At 34.8% G+C, this 21,350-nt stretch carries 17 protein-coding genes; 6 read left to right on the top strand and 11 right to left on the bottom strand.

From position 1 onward, the window contains the following. The first annotated feature begins 15 nt into the window (after positions 1-15). The gene (locus LV89_RS00665; RefSeq protein WP_310588752.1) at positions 16-1,143 is read left to right on the top strand and encodes an NAD(P)/FAD-dependent oxidoreductase; all 1,128 of its coding nucleotides are present in this window, start codon (positions 16-18) and stop codon (positions 1,141-1,143) included. Positions 1,144-1,206: 63 nt separating this feature from the next. On the opposite strand, the gene LV89_RS00660 is transcribed toward LV89_RS00665, so the two are convergent. Beyond that, positions 1,207-1,665 (bottom strand): Lrp/AsnC family transcriptional regulator, encoded by a 459-nt coding sequence (locus tag LV89_RS00660; RefSeq protein ID WP_109740925.1) that lies wholly within the window; start codon positions 1,663-1,665, stop codon positions 1,207-1,209. Positions 1,666-1,943: 278 nt separating this feature from the next. On the opposite strand from LV89_RS00660, the gene ald reads away from it, so the two are divergent. After that, positions 1,944-3,056: an alanine dehydrogenase gene (gene ald / locus LV89_RS00655; protein WP_109740924.1), complete on the top strand. Its 1,113-nt coding sequence runs from the start codon at positions 1,944-1,946 to the stop codon at positions 3,054-3,056. Between the two features lie 137 nt (positions 3,057-3,193). On the opposite strand, the gene LV89_RS00650 is transcribed toward ald, so the two are convergent. The 4 genes from LV89_RS00650 to LV89_RS00635 all read right to left on the bottom strand — a co-directional run bounded on the left by LV89_RS00650 (position 3,194) and on the right by LV89_RS00635 (position 8,445). Next, on the bottom strand, positions 3,194-4,315 hold the full coding sequence (locus tag LV89_RS00650) for a BamA/TamA family outer membrane protein (RefSeq protein WP_109740923.1): 1,122 nt from the start codon (positions 4,313-4,315) through the stop codon (positions 3,194-3,196). Positions 4,316-4,397: 82 nt separating this feature from the next. Beyond that, positions 4,398-5,726, bottom strand: coding sequence for a TolC family protein (locus LV89_RS00645; RefSeq protein WP_109740922.1), 1,329 nt, complete (start codon positions 5,724-5,726; stop codon positions 4,398-4,400). 51 nt (positions 5,727-5,777) lie between these two features. After that, the gene (locus LV89_RS00640) at positions 5,778-7,361 is read right to left on the bottom strand and encodes a DHA2 family efflux MFS transporter permease subunit (protein WP_109740921.1); all 1,584 of its coding nucleotides are present in this window, start codon (positions 7,359-7,361) and stop codon (positions 5,778-5,780) included. 46 nt (positions 7,362-7,407) lie between these two features. Next, the gene (locus tag LV89_RS00635; RefSeq protein ID WP_109740920.1) at positions 7,408-8,445 is read right to left on the bottom strand and encodes an HlyD family secretion protein; all 1,038 of its coding nucleotides are present in this window, start codon (positions 8,443-8,445) and stop codon (positions 7,408-7,410) included. 196 nt (positions 8,446-8,641) lie between these two features. Between LV89_RS00635 and LV89_RS00630 the strand changes: the two genes are divergently transcribed. Beyond that, positions 8,642-9,175: a MarR family winged helix-turn-helix transcriptional regulator gene (locus LV89_RS00630; RefSeq protein WP_109740919.1), complete on the top strand. Its 534-nt coding sequence runs from the start codon at positions 8,642-8,644 to the stop codon at positions 9,173-9,175. Here the strand turns inward: LV89_RS00630 and coaD are convergent. From coaD to ahcY, 4 genes are all read right to left on the bottom strand, one after another. Continuing rightward, a complete protein-coding gene (gene coaD / locus LV89_RS00625; RefSeq protein ID WP_109740918.1) occupies positions 9,165-9,620 on the bottom strand; it encodes a pantetheine-phosphate adenylyltransferase in 456 nt (151 codons plus the stop codon). The two genes, LV89_RS00630 and coaD, sit on opposite strands and share 11 nt — an antisense overlap. After that, the gene (locus LV89_RS00620; RefSeq protein ID WP_158279483.1) at positions 9,617-10,414 is read right to left on the bottom strand and encodes a DUF3822 family protein; all 798 of its coding nucleotides are present in this window, start codon (positions 10,412-10,414) and stop codon (positions 9,617-9,619) included. Before LV89_RS00620 ends, coaD begins: the two co-directional genes overlap by 4 nt. Positions 10,415-10,507: 93 nt before the next feature. After that, a complete protein-coding gene (locus tag LV89_RS00615; protein ID WP_109740916.1) occupies positions 10,508-11,128 on the bottom strand; it encodes a hypothetical protein in 621 nt (206 codons plus the stop codon). 107 nt (positions 11,129-11,235) lie between these two features. Beyond that, on the bottom strand, positions 11,236-12,552 hold the full coding sequence (gene ahcY / locus LV89_RS00610) for an adenosylhomocysteinase (RefSeq protein ID WP_109740915.1): 1,317 nt from the start codon (positions 12,550-12,552) through the stop codon (positions 11,236-11,238). Positions 12,553-12,897: 345 nt separating this feature from the next. On the opposite strand from ahcY, the gene LV89_RS00605 reads away from it, so the two are divergent. Next, a complete protein-coding gene (locus LV89_RS00605) occupies positions 12,898-13,293 on the top strand; it encodes a hypothetical protein (RefSeq protein ID WP_109740914.1) in 396 nt (131 codons plus the stop codon). A 55-nt stretch (positions 13,294-13,348) separates the two neighbouring features. Here the strand turns inward: LV89_RS00605 and LV89_RS00600 are convergent, their stop codons facing one another. Continuing rightward, positions 13,349-14,335: a DUF8428 domain-containing protein gene (locus LV89_RS00600; protein ID WP_109740913.1), complete on the bottom strand. Its 987-nt coding sequence runs from the start codon at positions 14,333-14,335 to the stop codon at positions 13,349-13,351. A 334-nt stretch (positions 14,336-14,669) separates the two neighbouring features. Further along, positions 14,670-15,983 carry a UDP-N-acetylmuramoyl-tripeptide--D-alanyl-D-alanine ligase gene (locus LV89_RS00595; protein ID WP_310588751.1) on the bottom strand — a complete coding sequence of 438 codons (1,314 nt, stop codon included), beginning with the start codon at positions 15,981-15,983 and terminating at the stop codon, positions 14,670-14,672. Between the two features lie 171 nt (positions 15,984-16,154). Here LV89_RS00595 and LV89_RS00590 point away from each other — a divergent pair, with 171 nt between their 5' ends. Together LV89_RS00590 and LV89_RS00585 are read left to right on the top strand one after the other, a co-directional pair. Beyond that, entirely contained in the window at positions 16,155-18,380 is a 2,226-nt protein-coding gene (locus tag LV89_RS00590; RefSeq protein WP_109740911.1) for an FG-GAP repeat domain-containing protein, read from the top strand. Between the two features lie 397 nt (positions 18,381-18,777). Continuing rightward, positions 18,778-21,285, top strand: a complete 2,508-nt coding sequence (locus LV89_RS00585; protein ID WP_109741108.1) for an FtsK/SpoIIIE family DNA translocase — start codon at positions 18,778-18,780, stop codon at positions 21,283-21,285. Positions 21,286-21,350 lie beyond the last annotated feature (65 nt).

Below are 21,350 nucleotides of genomic sequence, written 5' to 3'. Positions count from 1 at the left end.
AAATTTACGATATTATTGTCAGATTTTGAAAATGAGCAAATTATGTATGACATTATCATTACAGGCGGAGGTTTAGCAGGATTAATAAGCAGTATTCTTTTATCGAAAGCTGGCAAAAAAGTTTTGGTAATTGAGAAGAAAAAATATCCATTTCATCGGGTCTGTGGAGAATATATTTCTAATGAAACTCGACCGTTTTTAACATCTATCGGATTAAATTTCAACAACTTAGACATTAAAGAAATTTCTAAGTTCTTATTCACCTCTCCCGCAGGAAGAAAATTAGAAACAGATTTAGATTTAGGAGGTTTTGGCATTAGCCGTTATCAAATTGACTTTGAATTATACGAATTAGCCAAATCCGTTGGCGTTGAGTTCTTATTGGAAAATACCGTAGAAAGTATTGATTTTCAAAACGATAGCTTTATCGTAAAAACAACTTTTGAAACTTTCAATAGCCGTTTTGTCATTGGAGCATTTGGTAAACGAACCAAATTAGATGCCACTTTACAAAGAGATTTCTTCACAAAAAGAAGCCCTTATATTGGTGTAAAATATCATATCAAAACCGATTTTCCGAAAGATTTAATTGCTCTCCACAATTTTAAAGATGGTTATTGTGGTATTTCTGCCATTGAAGGGGACAAATATTGTTTGTGTTATTTGACAACTCGTGAGAATCTTCGCAAGCATGGAACAATCTTAGAAATGGAAAGAAATATTCTCTGGAAAAACCCACATTTGAAGAAAATTTTTACAGAATCTGAATTCTTATACGAAAAGCCAGAAGTTATCAATGAAATTTCATTTGTCCCCAAAACAACTATTGAAAACCATATTTTAATGGTTGGCGATTCAGCAGGATTAATTACGCCACTTTGCGGAAATGGTATGGCAATTGCCATTCACGGAGCTAAGTTGTTGTCTGAAAGCATTTTAGATAATTTTAATGATAGAAATTTGGTTGAAACCAATTATCAAAAACAATGGCAAAAGCATTTTTCACAACGACTTTGGGTCGGCAGAAAAGTTCAGCAATTATTTGGTAATGAAGTAATTTCAGAAATTGCTTGGGGAATTTTGAAAGTTGTTCGCCCTGCACTTGGAGCAATTATTAAGGCTACGCACGGAAAAGTTTTTTAATTGACAATGGATAATGAACAATTGATAATTCATAATTGTCCATTGTCAATTATGAGTTATCAATTACAAAGGCAATACCGTTGTGTTTTTAACTTCCGACATCACAAACGAGCTACTGATATGGGCAACACTCTGTAAATCAGATAGTTTCTTTTGATAAAATTCATTATAAGCCTCCATATCTTTGGCGATAACCTTAATCATATAGTCAAAACTTCCCGAAATAACGCTACATTCTATCACCTCAGGAAACTGCTTGATTGCTTCTTCAAATTCCTCAAAGTGGTTTTTCTGTTGTTTATCCAAACTTATACTACAATAAACAGTCAGCGGGTTTCCAATCATTTTCTTATTCAAGATTGTAACATATTTCTGAATTACTCCTTCATTTTCCAATCTTTTAATTCTATCATGTGTGGGAGTCATCGATAGATTAATTTTTTGAGAAATCTCTTTCAAGGTAAATTGTGCATTTTCTTGAAGGAGTTGTAAAATACGAATATCGGTCTTGTCAATCGTCATAAGAAAAATTTACTTTAAGTAATTGTTAAAAAACAAATTTAAAGAAATATTTTCTTTAAACTAATCATAAAAATCATCAATTTTCTTATTATTTCACTTTTTACAAAAGTATTTCCTGTATGATTAATTTTGTACATCACTTCATTTACAGACAAGGATTTAGAGTTTAGGAGCTAATTGTTTATTTGAAAAATTTGCTTGATTACACATTATATTTGGTTGAATACAGTTACTCCAAAAGTCTCCTAAACTCTTCAATCCGTTAAAATCCCAATATTATGATAATCGGTGTTCCAAAGGAAATCAAAAACAATGAGAATCGTGTAGCTGTGACACCAGCAGGTGTAGCCGAATTTAAAAAGAATGGACACACTGTTTATATCCAGTCACAAGCAGGTGCAGGTAGTGGATTTTCAGATGAAGAATATATCAAAGCAGGAGCATCTATTTTACCAACCATTGAAGAAGTTTATGCTATTGCAGAGATGATTTGCAAAGTAAAAGAACCAATTGCTTCTGAATATCCTCTTATCAAAGAAAATCAATTATTGTTTACTTATTTCCACTTTGCTTCTTCAGAAGAATTGACGCACGCCATGATTGAGCGTAAATCAATTTGTTTGGCGTATGAAACCGTTGAGAAAACAGATAGAAGTTTACCATTGTTAGTACCAATGTCGGAAGTAGCAGGACGTATGGCGATTCAAGAAGGTGCCAAATATTTGGAAAAACCAATGGGCGGACGTGGAATTTTGTTAGGTGGTGTTGCAGGTGTTAAGCCAGCCAATGTATTAGTTTTAGGAGGTGGAATTGTAGGAACGCAATCAGCTAAAATGGCTGCTGGATTAGGAGCAAACGTAACAATTATGGACGTAAGTTTACCTCGTTTACGTTATCTGGAAGACGTTATGCCTGCCAATGTTGACACCGTAATGTCTAACGAATATAATATCCGTGAGGCTATTAAATTATCAGATTTGATTATCGGAGCTGTTCTTATCCCCGGAGCAAAAGCACCACATTTGATTACTCGTGAAATGTTGAAAGAAATGCGTGCAGGTACTGTTTTAGTCGATGTTGCCGTTGACCAAGGTGGCTGTATTGAAACTTGTAAGCCGACAACACACGAAAATCCAACTTTTGAAATTGACGGAATCGTACATTATTGCGTTGCTAATATGCCTGGTGCAGTGCCTTATACATCAACATTAGCGTTAACCAACGCAACCTTACCTTATGCCATTCAATTAGCCAATAAAGGTTGGGAAAAGGCTTGCCGTGAAAATGAAGAGTTAGCAAAAGGATTAAACGTGGTAAGTGGAGAAGTCGTTTATAAAGGTGTTTCTGACGCTTGGGGCTTGCCTTTAAGCGATGTTAAGAAATGGTTATAATTCACTTAACTACTTGCTTTTTAGGATTTTATACTTTATATTTGATTATGTTTATTGAAAAATAAATCAAAATATTAAATAGTGGTTAGGTATTAAGCAAAAACCCGTCATCGTTGGTGGCGGGTTTTCTTGTTTTATCAGAATGCCTCTGCAATAAAAAAATAGATATTTTGCTGACCGTTTCCAAAACCATAATCCATTCTAAGATTTACGTTTTCTTTTCGATTAATCTTAAATCGTAAACCTCCTCCATAACTTGGTTTTATATTGACTGCGTCAAACTTGCTCATCGCATCATGCACGCAACCGCCACCCGCAAAACCTACAACTCCCCACCTTTTTAACACTTGTAAACGGTATTCTGCCTGAGCGGCTAATAGATTTTTATCTCGGTAACTTCCTTGATAATAACCTCTCATAATCATGTCTCCCCCCATTTGGGCTAATTCATTGAAAGGGACATCGCCGACCGATAAAAAGCCATAACCTTGAAATGCCAAAACGTCTTCTCGCTTCTTGAATGGCTTAAAATAATAACGAGCATCAAATTGCCAACGATTGAAAGCATGAGTACTTGCAGTGGCTTTACTATGAATTGAGTAAACCAATTGGGCAAATGCACCTTTTGAAGGCGTAAGAATATTATCTCGATTATCAAAAAGATATGAAATATTAATTCCTGATACTGCTGAACCATACATTCCTACTGGTTTTTGAGTTTCTAAAAGCCCATTTTCTCTTACGTTGACATTAAACATATTCATATAACGCCAGCCCAGACCCGCAAAACTATTTTGCCCAACTTTTCGATAAACCAAATTATCAAACCGTAAATAATCAAAGGAAACTACTTCATTTTTATTGAGTTCTATGGTATTGCCAATACCATAATAATTTATTGGGAAACGGCTATAACCTAAATATCCTGTGATATAATATTTTTCTTGATTTGTAAAAATTTGATATTGACTTCTAAATAAAAACTGTCCATTTAAAGAATATTGAATGGAAGCCGCCACATTGGAAACCCTTGTAAGACTATCATTTTCAGTTCCGAAATTATAAAAATGCTTAATTCCCGCTCCGATTACTAAATTGGTTTCGGGCATATAAAAGGCAAAAGGGGAAATAATGTATTTGGGAGAAGTGAAAAATTTATAAATCTTAGAGTTCGAAAATCGTGTAGAATCCTCAATATCAGATGCTTGAGTCTGAACTGAGCTTATCATTAAAAAAGTAATAAGTAATAGTTTTTTCATATTGGTATTTCATAAATGGCAAAAGCCGTAAGCATGAATATGTACTTACGGCTTTTGCAAACAGGTTATTGGTTGTTTTAATCTACCAAAATTTCACGCCTGAAAGACGATTCATTTCTAATTTTGCCAAAGCCATTTGATATTGGTATTGCAATTGTGCAAATTGTGCATCTTTTAAAGCCGTTTGTGCCGCTTCAATCTCTACATTGGTTAATACACCATTTTGATAACGAATATTGGCTAATTTGAGTGCATATTGTGCTTGAAAAACATTTCTTTCTGACAACTCCAATTTACTTTTTGCTGAATTATAGTCGTTTTGAGCAGCTTCTAAATCACGTCTTAACGTTTGGTTTGTTGCATCAACTGAATATTTCAACATTTCACGGTTTATTTTGGCAACTTCAGTTTGATACGCACCTCTATGTCCTGAATAAACAGGTATCGTCAATTTTACCCCTACGGTAGTGTTAAATTTAAAATCATCAGTAATAGCTGGCATTTCGCCATTTATTCTTGGTAAATAGCCGTTTCTTATACCAACTTGGGCATTGGCAGCCAAACTTGGTAAAGTTGCCATTTGTGCCAATTTAACATCACGTTCAGCAATTAGGTCTTTATCTTTCAACGCTTTAAGGTCATAATTATTTGTTTGGGCTTGTGTTAATGCACCTTCCACAGAAAGGTCAGCAATCCCCAAATTAAAATCAGAACCAGCAGGAATTAAACCGTGAGCATCTTTTCCAATTAAGGAAGAAAGATAAATAATTTGGCGTTCCAATTGGCTTTGCAAATCTGTCAAACGAGATTCTGCATTTTTATAACGAACCTGAATAGCAACTTGGTCATAATCTAAAGCATCACCTTGTTTCAAACGATTACCGATTATTTTCCCGTTTTCATCAACCAATTTCAATTGTTCTTTTTGTACTTCGATAGCCTTTTGGGTATAAATAATTCCGTAGTACAAATTAGCAACTTGATAAGCATAAATATTCTTCAAACCTTCCACATTTGTTTTAGATAACTCAGTTTCAAGTTTTGATTTCTCAATGTTCACAAATTGTTTTCCCCAGTCATAAATCACGTAATTACCGCCAATATTGGCATTGTAATTCATGTTTGGTTGAAATTGTATAGAAGTTCCTGCAAAATTGGCTTTGGCAACGGGGTCAATTCTGGTAACGCCAAATTCAGACTGAATTTGTGGTTTTAAGGCTGATTCTTGGATTTTAGTTTTGTAATCACCCATCGTCACCAATTGTTGTTGCTCTTTGATTTTTGGAGCATATTCAATGGCAGAACGAACCAACTGATTTAAGGTTTCATTGGTTTTTTCTTGGGCAAAAATCGTAGTATTTGACATTCCTAAAAGAACGGCAACAACTATATATTTTAATGTTCTTTTCATGATTTTGATTTATATTGAGCGAAAAGCAATTATCGCTTTTTTGCTTAAATTCTAATGACTTTCAGCGGTTGCTTTTGCCATTTCAGCAGCCTCTTCGGCAGATTTTTTGGGTGTTCTGAGGAAATACAAAAATGGCAAAATACAGATAAAAAATATGCCAATAAGTCTGAATGTATCTAAATATGCCAAATAATACGCTTGTCGTGAAACCGCTAAATCTAACTGTTTGTAAGCCATTGAAGTAGCGTTGAAAATATCGCCTGTTTTAGCAATCATATTATTTGCCATTCCCGTAACACGTTCTGTAAAAAGTGGATTATCGGGTGACATATTCGCCATTAAATCCGAACGATGTTGAGCGGCTCTATTCGTGGCGAAATTATTTGCTAAAGCAATTCCAAAAGCTCCTCCCAACTGACGAATCATATTTGACAAAGCAATTCCTGCTGGATATTCTTTTGGTTTTAAACCCGCAACTGCCTGATTGATAAGGGGTAATTGCAAAAGCGAAATACCAATTGTTCTACAAATTTGCATCGGGAAGAAATCCCAACGCCCCATGTCTGGCGTAGCCGTTCCGCTATAAAAGCCAAAGAAAATAAATACACAAATGCCTGCAAACATATATGGCAAAGGTGGAGCTCCCGAACTCATACGTTTGCCGATAATTGGGAATAAAAATACCGCTGCCAAAGTCGGAGCAATTAGAGATGCACCTGCTTCATAAGGCGTAAATCCATTTACTCTTTGCACTAATACAGGATAAACGAATGATGACGTAAATAAGCCAAGCCCTGCCACCAAAGTAAACATGGTAGAAATGGCAAATATTCGGTATTTGAAAACGCCTAAATTTACTGCTGGGTGGTCGGTAGTAAGTTCTCGCCACACAAAACCAACTAAGCCAACAATTGCCATCAAACTAATAGTAACAATCATACGAGATTCAAACCAGTCTTCAGACTCTCCTTTTTCAAGAACAAATTGTAATGAACCAATTCCAACCGTTAACAAACCAATACCGAGATAGTCAATTTTTATTTCATCTTTCCGTTCTCCCTCTCCTTCCTTTCTTTCAATAAAAAGCACCGTTAATAAAGTTGCCAATAAACAGATTGGAATATTTACATAAAATATTTGCGACCAATCGTATTTATCAAGAATATAACCTCCTAAAACGGGTCCTAAGGTTGGTCCAAGTACAATTCCCATTCCAAATAATCCAGAGGCAATTCCTCTATCTTTCGGTTCAAAGGCATCAAATAAAATCGACTGAGAGGTTGATAATAAAGCTCCTCCTCCAATTCCTTGAATAAAACGCCAAAAAACTAATTCCCATAAACCGTGCGATGCTCCACAAAAATAAGAAGCCACACCAAATATGACCATTGAGGTCAAATAATAGGTTTTTCGACCAAAATATTCTCCCAAAAAACCTGTCATTGGGATAATAATAACGTTTGCAATGGCATAAGATGTAATCACCCAAGCGATGTCCTCAATCGTTGCACCTAACGAACCAGCCATTTGGTTCAAAGCGACGTTCACGATGGTGGTATCGAGCAATTCCATAATTGCTGCCGTAACCGTCGTGAGGACGATAACATATTTTGCAAGACCTGTTTTAGCAGCCATTTTAAGATATAAATTTTATGTTGATGATAGGTAATTCAAAAAAACCTTATTTTAATGGTACTGAAACCTCTAATGAAAGTCCTGCACGAAGTATGTCTTTATTTTTTTCAAAATCTTCAATTTCAATTTTCACAGGTACACGTTGCGTAACTTTCACAAAGTTTCCAGAAGCATTGTCAGGAGGTAATAATGAAGTTTTTGCACCTGTTGACTCTGCAATTGAAATGATTTTTCCTTTTAAAACTCTGTTCGGATAAGCATCTAATTTAATTTCGGTTTCCGCACCGATTTTTAAATTACTCACTTGCGTTTCTTTAAAATTGGCAACCACCCAGAAATTAGCATCTTGAACAACGGTCATTAAAGGTTGCCCAGCCTGAATAAATTGTCCTGCTTCAACGTTTTTCTTACCAATTCGTCCAGACGTTGGTGCATATACTTTTGAATAAGTAAGTTTTAATTTTTGTTGTTCAATTTTAACTTTCTTCACACCCAAAACCGCTTCTGCTTTGTGTAGAGCAGCTTGTAAAACTGGCATTTTAGATTTTGCCGTTAAAATATCTTCTTTTCCAGCATCGTATTGAGCCGTTAAAATCTCAAAATTTGCTTTACTGTCATCTGCTTGTTTGCGAGTAATGGCATTTTCTGCCACTAAATTGGCATCACGGTCGGCATCTTTTTTAGCTTTTTCTTTACGTAAAAAATTAGCTCTTAAATTTGCCTCCGCTGATTTCACCGTTACATTAAGATTACCAATATTAGCTTTTGCATTTTCTACGTCAGTTTGAGCTTGCACATAATCAGCATTTAATTCATCTAAAATTAACTGAGCTTCGTCTGTATCAATTTCTGCTAAAACTTGGTCTTTTTTTACAAGGTCATAATCTTTCACATTTATCGCTTTTACATAACCTGCCATTCTTGGTAAAACTGGTACGAAATACGTTTCAATTTGGGCATTATCAGTATCCTCGTGAGAAATAGCATATTTGTATTTTGAGTATCCATAATATGCCCCAATACCTAATATAGCGAAAATGATGATACGAGGAATATACTTTTTAATTGAGTTTTGACTTTCCATTTTATCTATTTATTTGGAGTTTGTTTGATTGATTTAGAAAGTAGTTTTGGAGAGAAACCATTTAGTAAACCTTATTGACGATACAAAGGTAAACTAAGTTTACTAAATTAGTCAAGTATATTGACAATTATTTTTATTATTTGTAATTTTGTCTTGAAAATATCATCTTTACTCTTGGAAATAATCCAAATCCAGTATGACAAATCATAAATTAGAGCAGTTAAATATATTCAAGGAGAATAAACATCGTCAATTAGGACGATTACTGACTAAATCACATCGTTTTTTTAGAGAATTAGCAGGGGAATTTTTGCGTTCGAAAGGTTATGTAAATTTCCGTGTCGGACACATGGTTGCCTTAATACATATTGATTTACAAGGGTCAAGCATTAATACACTTGCCAATTTGGCAGGAGTTACTAAGCAAGCCATGAGCAAATTGGTAAAAGAATTACAAGACGAAGGTTATATTACAACAGAAAAAGACCCCAATGATGCCCGTACAGTGCTTGTAAAATTGAGCGATAAAGGAGTGGATTGTATTTTGGATTGGAAAGAATGTTCGATAGTTATTGAGAATCGAATCAATGAGATTATCGGAACGGAAAAATTAGAGCAATTAAGAGAGATTCTTTCCTTATTATCAGATAATTACGAAAAGAATCCCTGCATAGGGTCTGACTCCAGCTATTTAAACTTAAACTTAGTTGAAGGGAAGTTTAAGTATTAATATTATATGGTAAAAACTCATCGACATTTGTTCCGTATCGGTGCAAATCACGAATGATTGTTGAACTAATAGGAGCTAAATGAGGGGAAGTAATCAAGAAAACGGTTTCTAAATTTTCTACCAAATATCTGTTTACCTGAGCAATTGAGTTTTCATATTCAAAATCAGTCGTGTTGCGAAGTCCTCTTATCAAAAAATTAGCTCCCATATCTTTTGCGACATTGGCAGTTAAGTCATTATAAGAAACAACACTAACAGGCTGATTTTCAAAGGTAAGTTCAATCCATGCAATCATTTTTTCGATTGGGAAATACCTTGCTTTATTGGCGTTATGCCCAATTCCGATGATAATTTCATCAAAAATTGTTAATGCACGCACAACAATATCTTCGTGTCCCTTCGTGAAAGGGTCAAAAGAACCTGGGAAAAAGCCAACTTTTTTCATATACCTATTTTAACATTTGGTAAATACTGATTCAGTAAATTAAAATCTTCCGATTGTTCTTTAATGTTTCCGTAAAGTCGAAAGAAGATTTCATCTGGTTCTATCTCTAATTCATTCATGGCAAAAAGAACGTAATAGACCAAATCTTGTGGAGTTTTGTAAAGAAAACGATTACAATATTTCAAGGTGCCATTTACCGTAATCACCAATGTAAAATGTTGATTCCCAAAATGTACAAAAGCAGTTTGAGCTTTACTTGAAAAAACAGCAAAATCAATAAGTTTGCTCGTTTTGTGTTTGTATGAAATATCCACTAATGGATAAACTTCTGAAAACCAATTGTATAACTCACGGTCTGTACTATACACGTTAATAATTCCCAAATCTTCGTGCGTGTAGGCATTTACTTCCTCCTCATCCGTAATTAGTAAACCTTTAGCCAATTGAAGGTATCTAATGGTATATTCCTTTCTGAACAAATCTGTTGGAACTAATGTAAATGCTTGATTATCAATAATTATCTCAACAGATTTCCATTTCAATGATTTCAAAAAATCATGCGTTTCATAAATAGCCTGTAAAAAATGGGAAATTGATATATCAGATTCTGTTGCTGAGAATTGATAGTTTTCAATAGCAATTACCTCCTCATTGTTAGTTAAATCAACAACTTCACAATAAAAAGATGATTCTGAAACCTCACAAGAAAGCCTGTATTGATTGAGTTTTTCAATATCAAATCTTGGATTTTCGCTTTTAAAAATTGGTTCTATATGTAAATTATTTGTAGGCAAGGTCGTTTTTATATGTTTGGGGTGCAAATTACGAATAATTATCGCTGAAAAGCAAAAACTCCCACATTAGTAGGAGTTCAAGAAAAATGGGTTTTATAAAGAAATGCCTTTTTTCAACATCAAATCAGTCAAACAAAGATTAAGGTTTGGCATCACTTCTATTGTTTTATCCCAATTATCAATTGTCCAAGATTTATTGTTTTCTGCCACCATCACTTTCTTAGAGTTTGTATAATACCAAATTACTTTTTCAACCCCAAAATCAAGAAGTTTTTGCGTTTTCTTATGAAAATAATCGCTATCTGTAATATAGTCCATGTTAGCTTGTGTATCTATTTCAATCATTATTTTGGGCGGGATAGTCGTATATTTATTGTTCATACCAACACCTTCAAATTGACTTATGTGGTAGATACCAAAATCTCCACATAAATTATCATTATGGTCAATATGAATTCCAAATTCATTGGTAAAAATTTCAAACTCATCCGATATAAGTTTAGAAAAATATTGAATCAAAATCGCAATAATTCTACTTTGTAATAAGCTACTTCCCATTATTTCTTCAAATGTCTTTTGGTTTGTTAGAACTTCTTTAAATCCTTCATAATAAATAGGTTTTCCATCCATCACTTCGTAGATAAGATATGATGGAATATCTTTCACTTTAACGGGAAGTCGTTTTTTTCGTATTTGTGAGCGAGTAGCTACCATTTGTGTATAATTTAAGCTTAAAAATAGGTATTTGTTTCTGTAAACACAAAAAACTCCCTGCCAGATAAATCCGACAGGGAGTTTTTAATGCTCAAAAGACCAAAATCCTAATAACGATACAAATCAGATTTGTAAGGGCCATCTACTGATACTCCGATGTATTCAGCTTGGTCAGTTTCTAATCTGTCTAACTGTACACCAATATGAGCCAAGTGCAAGTAGGCAACTTTCTCATCTAAATGCTTAGGAAGGATATATAATTTTTTCTCGTATTTGTCTGTGTTTACCCACAATTCTAACTGAGCCAAAGTTTGGTTACAGAAAGAGTTAGACATTACAAAAGATGGGTGTCCCATAGCACAACCTAAGTTTACTAAACGACCTTCTGCCAAAATGATAATTTCTTTTCCGTCGATATTATACAAATCTACTTGTGGTTTGATTTGCTCTTTTGTTGAACCATAAGCTCCGTTCAACCAAGCCATGTCGATTTCGTTATCAAAGTGACCAATGTTACAAACAACAGCCTTATCTTTCATCAATCTGAAATGACGCTCACGGATGATATTTAAGTTACCAGTAGCCGTTACAAAAATATTTGCACGAGTAGCGGCTTCGTTCATTGGCACAACTTCAAAACCGTCCATTGCTGCTTGTAAAGCACAAATTGGGTCAATTTCAGTTACTAAAACACGGCAACCTGCACCACGTAAAGATTCAGCAGAACCTTTTCCTACGTCACCATAACCTGCTACAACTGCCACTTTACCAGCTAACATTAAGTCAGTAGCACGACGGATTGAGTCAACTAATGATTCTTTACAACCGTATTTATTATCAAATTTAGATTTCGTTACTGAGTCATTAACGTTGATAGCAGGAAGATATAATGTTCCTTTTTTCATACGCTCATACAAACGGTGAACACCCGTAGTAGTTTCTTCAGAAAGCCCTTTGATACCGTCGATTAACTCAGGATATTCATCAAATACCATGTTTGTTAAATCACCACCATCATCCAAAATCATGTTTAATGGAGTACGTTCTTCACCAAAGAATAAAGTTTGTTCAATACACCAGTTGAATTCTTCTTCATTCATACCTTTCCAAGCATAAACAGGAATACCCGCAGCAGCGATAGCAGCCGCAGCGTGGTCTTGTGTAGAGAAAATATTACATGATGACCAAGTTACGTCAGCACCTAAAGCAGTTAAAGTTTCAATTAAAACAGCCGTTTGGATTGTCATGTGAAGACACCCTGCGATTCTTGCACCTTTCAATGGTTGTGCTGCACCGTATTCAGCACGAAGAGCCATCAAACCTGGCATTTCAGCTTCTGCTAAACGAATTTCTTTACGACCCCACTCAGCAAGAGCGATGTCTTTTACTTTGTACGGAACGTACTGTTGCGTTTCAGTTGACATTTTTATAATAATTTTTGTACAATGCTATTTCTTAGAATAATACAAAATTAATGCCTTTATCTTTGATTTAAAAAATGATTGAGAATAAGTTTTTAGTTTTTCCATCAAAATCATTAAAATTAGATATTTTATCGTAAAAATTAATTTCCAAAGATTATTTATCTACCTTTTAGATTTATTAAAGAGTATATAAGGAACACCGTTCTCATGTCCTTTGATAATAAATTTCTCTTCATTACAAAAACCCTCCTTTGATAATGATAGCGAGCCACATACTAAATATTAAAAGGACTTTTAAGGATTTAGTTATAAATTGTTCTACGAAAAATTTAACTCGAAAACGTCATGAAATTAATCGTCATAAATTTTGCTCTATTATTGAGTGCTATTCATATAAACGCTCAAAAGCCAAAGTTCAAACCTCTTCACGACCCAAAAAATCATGCGGGTTGTTATGTAGAATCTGGCAATAAAATTATTGGGAATTTATCAGAAGAAGATTCTTTGGGAAGAAATATTGCCTTGTTCAATGTATCAGGGAAAGATGAAAATTTTCTTGTAACCCAAGGCACTCAAAAATATCCTGTGACTTATCAAAATGGCAGTACCAAAATTTTTATCAAGCAAACTACAACCAGAAAAGAGCCTAATACTTGTCTGGAATATCAGCTTTATAAAGTGAAATTGGTACAGAAAAAGAAAGCCTACTTTTATACTTTTAAAGGTTTTTGTGGGTGCTAAAAAAGAATCGCCAACTTTTGAAAAGTTGGCGATTCTTACTAAACTAAAATTAATCTTATTTTACCTCAAATCCACCCGTTCCAATTTTGAAACCTTCTGCGTATAATTCTACGGTATATTTTCCTTCACGGTATGGTGTTCCGCCACGACTGTAAACCATTTCGATATAAAGATTTTCGTTATCATAATTCAAATCTCCACGAGTGGTATAAGCTAATTCTTGACCATTGAAAGTAAAGTTTCCTGAACCTGTTGACGAATCAAAGATGGTTGAACCATCTGGGTCAAGTACACGAATGAAAACCGTTTTACGTTCTTGTTCAGTTACATCGTTTTTAGCTAACTGAAAAGCAATTTTAATTTTAGCTAACTTTTTAGCTTTATAACGTTTCTCTTCCGACTCTTTTCCTTTTTCGTTGATTCCAATAACCTTTACGTATTCAGCTTTTAAGGCTGCTGCTTTGGTTACTTTTTCCGCTAAAATTTTATTTTTAGAAGTAACTTCTTCTTTCTCAGCTTTCTCTTTCTCTACACTCTGAGCTAAACCTTGTTTCTCGGTTTTAAGGGTTGAGTTTTCAGAATTAAGATTCTGATTTTCAGAAGCTAAGACGCCATTTTCTTCACGAAGTTTTACTAATTCTTGTTCTTTGGTAGCTAATAAAGATTCGTAATTTTTGATTTTATCTTCATATTTAGCTTTCACACTTGATATTTCAGCCGAAGAACGTTTTGATAAATCTTTTTTGTCTTGTTCTAACTCTGCTTTTGCTTTTTGAAGTTCGGTAACGTCGCCACCCAATTTTTGAACTTCAGCAATTTGGGCATCTAATTGGACTGTAATTGAATCTAATTTTGTGCGAGTTTGTGCTAACTCCATCACTTTTGTACTGATAACTTCTTGCTGATTATTAACAGTTTCTTTCGACTGAAAAAGCATATAACCTAAACCTCCAGAAAGTAAGGTCATCACAACTAAACCTGCTTTGAGAGCATTGTTATTTCCAGATTTTTGCGGGGAATTCTGAGATGAGTAATTATCCATGAGTTTGATGGGTGGTAATGATTTATATTAGGGAAAATTTTACGCTCATTAACGTAATACTTTCCAAAAGTAATATTAACTATTAGCAATCTTTATCACTGATTGAGTAAATGGTATAGAAAATGAGTAAACGGCTATTTATGTAACACAGACTTTAGTCTGTAAGTATTCTTTCTATATACAGACTTCAGTCTGTAAGTATTCTTTCTACATACAGACTGAAGTCTGTAAGTATTCTTTCTATATACAGACTTTAGTCTGTAAGTATTCTTTGTATATACAGACTTCAGTCTGTAAGTATTCTTTCTACATACAGACTGAAGTCTGTGTTACATTACAAAAACTGCAAAACGCTTTCTAAACCCATTCCACGAGAGCCTTTTACAAGTACGTGTGTATTGGTTTGCGGATAATCCTTCAACCATGTGTGTAAACCAAATTTATCTGGGAAATACAGCACTTTCATCATTGGCAATTGATTCACTGCATTTTCCATTAATGAACCTACCAAAAGGATATTATCGAAATTACATTCTGCCAAAAGTGTTCCGAGTGCTTTGTGTTCTGCTTCGGCTTCGTCGCCCAACTCAAACATATCACCCAAAATCACCATTTTCTTCTCAGCTTTCAAGTTGTTAAAATTCTTAATAGCTGCCGACATTGACGACGGATTGGCATTATATGCGTCCATCAAAACCATATTTGTTCCTTTTTCAACAAACTGAGAACGGTTATTATTTGGTACATAATCAGCCGCAGCCTGACAAGCCGTTTTGGTATCAATACCAAAATATTCGCCAATTCTTATGGCAGCGGCAATATTTTGGAAATTGTAAGCTCCTGTAAGATGCGACTCAAAATATCCACCTTCTCTTTCGGTAAAAGTTACCAATGGAATTTCCTCCTGCATCGTTACTACCGTCGGGAATCTTCTGTTTGTATCAGTAGTATAAGTAATGATTTCGTTAAAACCTTGTCGTTGCTGAGCCATTTCATAAGTCGGCACTGAAGCAACATTAATAAAAACCGTCTGATGATTTTGTGCCAACCAATCGAATAATTCGCCTTTCCCTTTTGCTACACCTTCTACCCCACCAAAACCTTCCAAATGTGCTTTTCCGATATTGGTAATAAAACCATGCGTTGGCTCACAGATTTCTACCAATTCCTTAATATCGCCTTGCTTGTTCGCTCCCATTTCAATAATGGCAATTTCTACCGAATCATCAATTGCCAAAACGGTAAGCGGAACTCCGATGTGATTATTGAGATTTCCAACAGTACAATAAGTGTTATATTTTGTAGCTAAAACACTATTAATCAACTCTTTGGTAGTCGTTTTTCCATTAGAACCCGTAAGTCCAACAAAGGGAATATTAAACTGTTTTCTATGAAAATTAGCTAAATCCTGCAAAGCTTTTAATCCATCTTCTACCAAAAGAAACCGCTCGTCAGTTACTACCGCTGGGTCGTCAACTACTGCATATCTCGCTCCTTTTTCGAGAGCCTGTTGTGCAAAAGCATTGGCATTAAAATTTGGACCTTTCAAAGCAAAAAACATTGAATCTGAGCCAATTTTGCGGGTATCGGTTGAAACACCAGAACATTCTCTGTATTTTTGGTATAAATCAATAAGCGAAATCATCATTTTTTTCGTTTTAAATATAATCGGTCGTAAAGATACGGGTTTGGATAATTTGAAAATTGGATAAGTTGAAAATTTGGCTAAAACATTGTCACTCCGTTTCGGCAATTGGTTGTCGAGATTTTGAAAAAAATAAACAAACCCAGCAAACCCTTTCCTATAAACAAACAGAATATGTCATATAAATTTTTACCTTTTTTATTCATTTTGACTCAAACTTTTGCTCAAGAGTTTACCTTCAAATATGATAATTCTTTGAAAATTGTTCAAAATGGAAAAACCTTGCCAAATTCCTTTGCTGGCGGTTTCAATGCTCCACAATTTTCTACTTGTAAATTAGACAAAGACGGCATAGACGACCTTGTTGTATTTGATAGAACGGCTCAAAAACTTTATACTTTTTTGGCAAAACAAGACAATACAGGCAAATATTTTTGGCAATATGAACCTAAATATGAAAGTGCTTTTCCTAAAATTTCCAACTGGATTTTATTACGAGATTATAACCGAGATGGCAAAAAAGATATTTTCACATATACACCCGGAGGAATAAAAGCCTACAAAAACACCACAACCGACAATTTGAGCTTTCAACTCTCAGCAGACCCAATTTTCAGCACAGGATATTCTGGGAAATTAAATCTTTATTTGAGTTCTACCGATATGCCTTCTATTACAGATATTGACAATGATGGCGACGATGATATTGTTGCTTTTGATGTATCTGGAAATTTTACGATGTTTCACAGAAATTTCAGTGTTGAAAATTATAAAAATGCTGAAAATTTAGAATTCAAAAGAGTAGGAGATTGTTGGGGAGGTTTTTACAAAGAACACTTTGATGATATTGTTTTCAATCAACCTTGTGGCGATAATCCTGTGCCTTTAGATAACCCTTTTCAAACGGATAAAAACGCAAAAATTTTACACTCAGGCAATTCTTTACTGTTGTTAGATTTGAATGGTGACGGTTTAAAAGACATTTTGTTCGGACACGTTACTAAAAACAATGTGGCTTCTTTAAATAATACAGGTACGCTTGCAAGAGCAAGATTTAGCGGAGCAAATTACAAATTTCCCAATGCCAAACCTGTGGATTTCGCCGTATTTCCCGCTATGTATTATGAAGATTTGGACTTTGACGGAGTTAGAGATTTAATAACGTCTCCCAATGGTTCGGACAATGCTTTACAAACCGTTGATTACCAAAATTCAGTTTGGTTTTATAAGAATATTGGCAAAGACGATAAGCCCGATTTCAACTTTGTACAGACCAATATGTTACAAAATAGCATGGTGGATTTAGGAGAAAACTCCGCCCCCGTTTTTGCAGATATTGATGGCGATGGCGACCAAGATTTATTGGTTGGCAATTCAGGAAATCGTGGTGATACAGGATACAGAGCCAGTATTTCTTTGTTTGAAAATAAAGGAAATAATACTTTTGAATTGACAAATAATGACTATTTGGGTATTTCCAAAAATCAACAATTATTTGAAATTAAACCTTTTATAGCCGACTTAAATGCTGACGGCGTTGATGATTTAGGTTTTATTGCCAACTCGTTTGTGGGAGTTTCTATGCGGTATTTTCCAAACCGAGCTGCAAAAGGAAAAGCTTTTGATGTAAGATTGGCAGAAGCCGTAACAATTCCGTCTGTCGAATACCTTGCTAATGGGGATTTCCCCTTGTTTTTTGATTTGAATAAAGACGGACTCAAAGACCTTTTGTTAGGCAAAGGAAGCGGTCGTTTGGAATATTATAAAAATACGGGAACAGCAAAAAATCCAGTTTATACGCTTAACAATGACCAATTGGGCGGAATTATAGACGATTATACCATCGGGAATATTTCATTAGCTACGGCAGATTTGAACGGTGATGGCAAAGAAGAATTAATCACAGGAAATAGAAGCGGATTTATTAAAGTCTATAAAAATATTACCGAGCAGAACCAAACAAAATTTGTAGCTGATAGCACCTCTATTTTTGACGAATTCAATAATAAAAATGCTCAATTACCATTAGGCGGAATGTTAAATGTAGCCGTTACAGACCTTAATAATGACCTAATTCCAGACTTGATGATTGGTACAAATACAGGTGGTTTGAAATGGTTAAAAAATACTTCTAAATTCTTGATTACCTCCACCGAGGAACCGAAGAATTTTATCGTTTACCCAAACCCAACTAATAGATATTTATATGTCAAAAATCCAATCATAGCTGATTACGAGCTTTTTGATATTACAGGAAGAAAGATTTTATCGCAAAAAAATCAGACGATTAATCAAGATTTGGTATTAGATTTATCATCTCAAACAGAAGGAATTTATATCTTAAAAATCTCTAAAGATGGGAAAATTGAGCAAACGGAAAAGGTGGTTTTGAGGAAATGATTTTTGTGATGCACGACCTTCCCGAAAGTTCAAAACTTTCGGGAAGGTTAACAAGACCATTCCATGTCCAGCAAGTTTCACTTCGGTTACAACTTGGGGTAAGTGAAAATTTTAACCTCGCCAACGTTAAATAAGCGTCAATATCTCGCTGCAATCAGTACCTAAATGGTTTGGCGACTGTGTCGCACGTTTTCCAATACAACCCCATTCATCCTTTCAGAGCTACACAATTCCTCCACAAAATCTCCAAATAACAGTTTTTTCAAAAAAATCTCGCAAAACACCCTCAAATTTACGAACTTTGGGTTAATTGAATGATTGAGAAATGATTTCAATTTTGGAAGTTTTAAATCTGAAATTAAAATCTAAAAATCTGCAATCAACAAACATCCTTACTATGGCAAAGAATATCTCCAAAATCGCAGACCGTCCTAAAGAACGAAAACCAAATAAACAATTATCATTTGATTTTAACTTTAAGAATTTAACCCAAAATGAACAATTCAAATTCATTGTGGGGGTTTTGTTTATGCTCGTAGCAGCATTTATGTTAATCTCTTTTTTCTCTCATCTTTTTACAGGAAATACTGACCAAAGTGAAATTGACGCCGCTTTGGCTAATGCCCCAAAACCCAAAAAGACAGCTAATCCATTTGGCTTGTACGGAGCAAAATTATCTCATTTACTGATATTTGAATTGTTTGGTTGGTCAGCATTTTTGTTGATTCCAATTTTATTTGTTTCAGGGTTCAAAATGAGTTTCAAAAGAGAACTGATTGCCTTAGAAAACCTTACTTGGCAAGCTTTATTTTATATGTTTTGGTTTAGTTGTTTCTTCGGGTTCTTTGTTTTTATGCTCGACGCACAAGCAACCCTAAGTAACGTTTGCGGAGGAATTGGCTATTTTATCAATCAAAGTTTATACGGTGTTATTGGCTGGGCGTCTATTTTGGTTATTATGTTCGTGCTGATTGTTTTCTGCGTTTATTATTATGGAATAGACTCGGTTAGCAAACTTTCAGATAAATTAAGTTCTTCGACAGTCTTGCAAGAAGCAGATGATGAAGACGAAGAGCAAGAAGAAACCGTTGAAAAAGACATTGCCAGTGCCAAAAATATTCAAAGAGTTCGTCAAGATTTCCAAGCATCTCCAAGTGTTGAGGAAGAATTAGAAGATTTAACCATCGACCATGTTGACAATCACGATGAAGAGAATATTCGCCCATACCTTCCGCCAGTAGTTACAACACCAACTACTAAAAGTCCAAAAGGTGAAATTTCATTAACGATTGAAAACGCTGAGGATATTCCTGAATCAATTACGGAAGATGAAGAAGAAACGCCAATCGTATTAGACGAAAAAGATGCTGTTAATGAGGAGTTATTGAAAAAGTTTGGTTTGTATGACCCAATGCTCGATTTACCGCATTACAAATTCCCGACTTTAGATTTAATGAAGGAATATGACACTGGAAAAGCTAATGTTTCGCAAGAAGAATTGAAAGCAAATTCTGATAAAATTGTAGAGACTTTGGGTAACTACGGAATAGGTATTGCCTCCATTAAAGCCACGATTGGACCAACAGTTACGCTTTATGAAATTATTCCAGATGCAGGAGTTAGAATTTCAAAAATCAAGAATTTAGAAGATGATATTGCTCTTTCTTTAGCAGCTTTGGGTATTCGTATTATCGCTCCAATTCCGGGAAAAGGGACAATCGGTATTGAAGTACCGAACAAAAACCGAGAAATGGTGCCTGTAAAAATGGTAATCGGTTCAGAGAAATTCCAGAAATCAACGGCTGATTTACCAATTGTTTTGGGTAAGACAATTAGCAACGAAATCTTTGTTACCGACCTTGCCAAAATGCCTCACTTATTGATGGCGGGGGCAACAGGACAAGGAAAGTCAGTTGGTTTAAACATGATTTTGACTTCGTTATTGTACAAAAAACATCCATCACAATTAAAGTTTGTATTGGTTGACCCTAAAAAAGTAGAATTAACACTTTTCAATAAAATAGAACGTCACTTCTTGGCAATGTTACCAAATTCTGCCGAAGCCATTATTACCGATACTAAAAAAGTTGTGCATACGCTCAATTCATTATGTATCGAAATGGATAATCGTTATAATTTATTGAAAGATGCAGGTTGTAGAAATTTGAAGGAATACAATGTTAAGTTTATCAATAGAAGATTAAATCCAGAAAAAGGTCATTATTTTATGCCATACATTGTCTTAGTAATTGACGAGTTAGCAGACTTAATGATGACCGCTGGCAAAGAAGTTGAACAACCAATTGCTCGTTTGGCTCAGTTGGCTCGTGCCATTGGTATTCACTTAGTAATTGCAACGCAACGTCCTTCGGTAAACGTAATTACGGGTACAATCAAAGCAAACTTCCCTGCTCGTTTGTCGTTTAAAGTAACGTCAAAAATTGACTCTCGAACTATTTTAGATACAGGTGGAGCTGAACAATTAGTAGGTATGGGAGATATGTTACTTTCTACGGGTTCTGATATTATTCGTTTGCAATGTGCTTTTGTGGATACGCCAGAAGTGGACGACGTTTGTGATTTTATCGGAAATCAACAAGGTTATGATTCTGCCTATATGTTGCCAGAATTTGAAGGAGATAATGAAGGTGGAAATGATAAAGCTGAATTTGATGCCAGCAACCGTGACCCATTCTTTGATGATGCAGCTCGTTTGATTGTAACGCATCAACAAGGCTCTACTTCATTGATTCAGAGACGTTTAAAATTAGGATATAACCGTGCAGGACGATTAATTGACCAATTGGAAGCAGCAGGAATTGTAGGTGTTTTTGAAGGCTCAAAAGCTCGTGAAGTATTGGTAAAAGATATAGATGCTTTGGAGCGACTGCTGAAAGAACTTTAAGAAGGAAATGGAGTTATGAATTGTGAATTATGAATTGTGAGTTGTGGGTTATCCTTTTCATAATT

Origin of the sequence: Arcicella aurantiaca (genome assembly GCF_003148625.1) — a bacterium.
Taxonomy (GTDB): Bacteria; Bacteroidota; Bacteroidia; order Cytophagales; family Spirosomataceae; genus Arcicella; species Arcicella aurantiaca.
The sequence above is the reverse complement of the archived record's forward strand: the minus strand, read 5'-3'. Positions and strand labels throughout refer to the sequence as shown.